Source organism: Listeria farberi (genome assembly GCF_014229245.1).
GTDB classification, from domain to species: Bacteria; Bacillota; Bacilli; order Lactobacillales; family Listeriaceae; genus Listeria; species Listeria farberi.
In genome coordinates this window covers 1-4,267 of sequence record NZ_JAARZJ010000038.1, presented here as the reverse complement: position 1 = coordinate 4,267, position 4,267 = coordinate 1, and the positions used below count along the sequence as shown (strand labels likewise).

The window sequence follows — 4,267 nt, the reverse complement described above, 5'->3', positions numbered from 1 at the left end:
GTATAAAACAACGCTTACAAATGAATAGAACGAATTGGAAAAATATTGTTTTCATCCACATATTACATAAACTTGAATATAAAGGAGCTAATAACGACATGATTCAAGCCATCAAAAAAGTAACCGATTCATTAACTATAAAATATGATAAAACGACACAATTACAAGGCATTATTGATAACAATAGTCAAGAAATAGTGCCATGTATTTATGAAGAAATTTCTTATGTGAAAACCTTTGACCAATTCATTATAAAGCAACAAGGAGTATATGGGATTTTAGATAGTAGTGGTCTAGTTATTGTAAAACCAAAGTACCAGATGATCGGCACTAAATATTATTTAGGTAATATATTAGAAGAAGGCTATTATATCCAAACCAATGAAGGAATTGGTAGAATTGATAAAAACGGAAAAATAATAGTGGAGCCGGAATACAATGAAATAAATAGCAAAGAAAATAATTTTTATGAAACGGAAGCTTGGTCTTATAATTCAAGTAAAGTGATTTATAATACGGCAGGTCAAAAATTAGAACGAAATTTTAATATATTGAATGAAGGATATTTATATAAGAGCATAAATAATCGAGGAATTGGAAGAATAGACGAACTATACAATGAAAAATTAGAATTAATAAATAATCAGGTGGAAATAAATTATAATTCTCAATTTTGTCATGGCTATATGCAAGTTACCATTGTTGAAAAAGAAGGGGAAAGCTATCTGGGTTTTGTGGATAAAAAAGGAAGAATAATAACCAATAAATCATATGATAAAGTGCGGAACTTTACAAAAGATGGCGTAGTAGTAGTGGTTAAAGATGGTAAAATGGGTGCTATTAATACAAATGAAGAAATAATAATTCCCTTTGAATATGACAAAATTTCTGATTTTGGAAATGGATTTGCACTTGTTTTTAAAAATAACCTATGGGGTGCATTTAATACTCACGGAAAACAAGTTTTGCCTAATGAATATGGGGCACTATCAAAAAATTATGGCGAAGGGTTTATCTATATAATTGGTGAGGAAGTAGGTTTTGTTGATAGAAAAAATCATCGTTATCAATTAACTACAATGGATGAGGGGAGAACTTTTTTTTACTATGATAGTAAGGGTAATAAAGCATCAATAGATAGTCTGGACCAAGCATATCCATTTTTAGATAAAGGAATTGTTGCGTGTCATAAGAACAAAGAAGGACTTATCAATCCATACGGAGAAGTGATTGTCCCAGTAAAATATGATAAAATTTCTGCAACGATATTAGGTGGAATTGGTTATGTGAAAAAAGGGGACTATTGGGCAATTATTAATGAATCTGGTGAGGTCGTAACCGATTTTAAATATGATTTGATTGGTTTTTTAGCACCAGGTTATTGTGTAGGAAAAATAGGAAACAAATGTACGTTATTAAATAGTCAAGGAGAAATTAGTGAGAATATCTTTGATTATATTGGTGATAAAGATGAGGTTGGTGTGTTTTGGGATTTTGGATTACATTATAATGCCTATATACCTGTTTCATCTTCTGATTTTAATACAGTCTTGAATCCCAAAAAGTTTAAAAATATCCATTCGTTAGAAATAAACAAGGATAAACTGTACTTTATGACCAATTTGGGTTATGTAGATACAGAAGGTAATATCACAGAAATAATAAATCCTATAGTATCTTCGAAACTGGCTACTAATTTAATTGATAATGAAATCCCTTTAATCATTGAAGAAAGCGGCATTATATCTCTAAAAAATAAAATTGGCAAGATTCCAAATTTATTATTAGATGAGATGAACTATGTCTATTATGTAGAAGTTTATCAAAAAGAATTATTAAAAACGATGTTGCATTACGAAAGTAGTTTTTTACTTGGATTTACTGGGGCAATGATGGAATGGGCTTTATACAGAGTTAAAGATGTTGCTGAAGAAAGAGTTAATTTTAATGCTTGTTTACAAAGAATCCAATCACTATATGTGGGGAGTTTTAATCTCTCTTATCTTACTAATAGTTTTAATTGGCATGGTGGATTTAGTAAAAATATTGAAAAAGATATTATAGACCCTAAAGATTTGAATAAATTAGAATATCTTTCATTACTAGATTCATATATTTACCATTTTAATAAAGGTACATTACATTCCAGATTTATTGCTAGTGGAAGAAGATTAGGCCAAAATGCTACAGAAATATACGTACTTGTGAGAGCCGCTTTACCTAAAAAGTACCAACCATTGTTTGAAGAATGGGCATATGATGTACTAAAACGCGCCAAACCCCATTGTTTTACTGGTGTTCAAGATATTTATACAAGGAGCATACCATACGATCAACAAATGGACCAACTAGTTCCCCGCGAGTTTTATTTTGACAAAGAATATCATTGGGACAGACTAAAAAATGAAAAGCGAATAAAAGCCTATCTAGGGCAAGCAAGTATTAAAGAAAATCCTTATATTGACCATCAAGTACTAGAAAAAAAACCGATAACATTTTTTGATTGAATAGTTAATTGTCCAAATCTTGCTGTATGAAATGAGGAAATGATACATTTGAAAAAATTTCAATATAATAAAACAATAGATCATTTTGAAATTGATCCTCTTTATCTTAATGAAGGTTTAACATATGCATATAATAATAGTTATAGTAAAATAAGGATTTTTTCTCTTAATATCAAGGAAACTAATATTATGCTAGATTTAGCTCCATTTAAAAACTTTAACCCTTAAATATAGTCGTAATTTTTCTAATTTAAATCAACTGAAATTGGTGGAACAATTGTCTTTAAGATCATTTAATGAAGAGGATTGCACTCTTATTAGTGAGATGGAAAACATCCAAAATTTTTGATATCTCTGAAATAAATGAATTAGAAAAATTAAGTTCTCTCTATATTGAAAAATGCAAGAGATTACTAAACTTTGATTTTTTGAAGAGAAATAATAGTATGGAGGAACTTTTTATTTCTGAATTAGACTCTCTTTCCTTTATTCCAACGATGAAAAAGTTAAAAACAATAAGCTTTTGGAATGTTAAAGATGGAAATTTAGAACCATTATTAAATTCATTAACTTTGAAAAATATTTATTTTTATCCAAATAGAAAATTTTATGATTACAAATTACAAGATATTTTATCAAGATTGACTTTACAATAAATACGGATTCCATTAATAAAAATAATCAAAAGAAAAGAGTGAAAATAATGTATAAAAAAGTAATAAAAACTTACAAAAAGAATTTTAAAGGTGTAGGGTTACCAAGTTTATTAAAAGAAATGCTTTATATAGATGAATTTGTGGAAGAATATGGCATAGCAGAGGGTTTTATGTTGCGTAATGAAAATAGTGATGAAGTACATTCAAGTATGCTGGGAATAAGTATGGAAAGAACAGAAATACTCAAGAAATTTATTTTTTTAGCACAAGCAGATGGGACTGGAAGTAATTATTCGATTTTTAGACTTAATTCGAGTACACCGATTGAGGAAAATCCAGTTGTTTTCTTTGGAAGTGAGGGAGAAATTCTTTTTGCTGCTGCTAATTTTAAGGATTGGTTACGTGTCATATCAACAGGTGTTGAACCAAATGCATTTGATACACCGCTAGAATATCGGATTAATGAAGATGACATGGGCGATAGCACTGATGAATTCAGAGATTGGCTAGAAACAAAAGGCGTTAAACCGATTATTAATAATCAAAAAGAAGTGGATGCTTTGGTTGCTAAAGCAGATAAATATATACCCGAGATTATAGAAATACTTAATATGTGTAAATGATTGATTAGTAAGCAATTAATACATTTCTGTAAGTTCACTTTTAAGGAGGAACTCACCAATGCAAAAAATACTGCCAGATTTTACATTAAAACAAACCTGGGAAAATTTGGAAATAGAATTATGGGAGCTGCTCAGAAATAAACAACAAATTAATGTTGATGTATTTTTAAGTGATCGAGGTATTACTTCTGATATTTTAGCTTATTCCAAAAATGGGCGCTTTATAAGTAATTTCCAACAATACATTGTTTATTTATATTGCTTAAACGGTGAATATCAAAAAGCTGTAGATTTTATTCGAACAGTTGCAGACTATGATAGTTATCATGGTGCTGAAAGAAGTTTTAGTATCATAGGGACTTTTATAAATAAACCGAATTTTGGCTTAGACAAGTCCCCCTATATCCATCATTTACATGAAGAATTAAATCAAAGTATAGAGTGGGAAAATTTTCTTAAAACGTTAGATTATAATCCATTT

Annotated in this window: 4 protein-coding genes; all 4 read left to right on the top strand. The window is 29.1% G+C overall.

Features of this window, described 5'->3' with window-relative positions:
- Nucleotides 1-98: 98 nt before the first annotated feature.
- Complete coding sequence (locus HCB45_RS15000; protein ID WP_185620434.1) at nucleotides 99-2,507, top strand: WG repeat-containing protein; 2,409 nt, start codon at nucleotides 99-101, stop codon at nucleotides 2,505-2,507.
- A gap of 320 nt (nucleotides 2,508-2,827) precedes the next feature.
- Nucleotides 2,828-3,163 (top strand): hypothetical protein, encoded by a 336-nt coding sequence (locus tag HCB45_RS14995; RefSeq protein ID WP_185620433.1) that lies wholly within the window; start codon nucleotides 2,828-2,830, stop codon nucleotides 3,161-3,163.
- A gap of 47 nt (nucleotides 3,164-3,210) precedes the next feature.
- On the top strand, nucleotides 3,211-3,786 hold the full coding sequence (locus HCB45_RS14990) for a hypothetical protein (RefSeq protein ID WP_185318583.1): 576 nt from the start codon (nucleotides 3,211-3,213) through the stop codon (nucleotides 3,784-3,786).
- A gap of 58 nt (nucleotides 3,787-3,844) precedes the next feature.
- Nucleotides 3,845-4,267, top strand: a 423-nt coding sequence (locus HCB45_RS14985; protein WP_185620432.1) for a hypothetical protein, incomplete at its 3' end; no start/stop codon positions are given.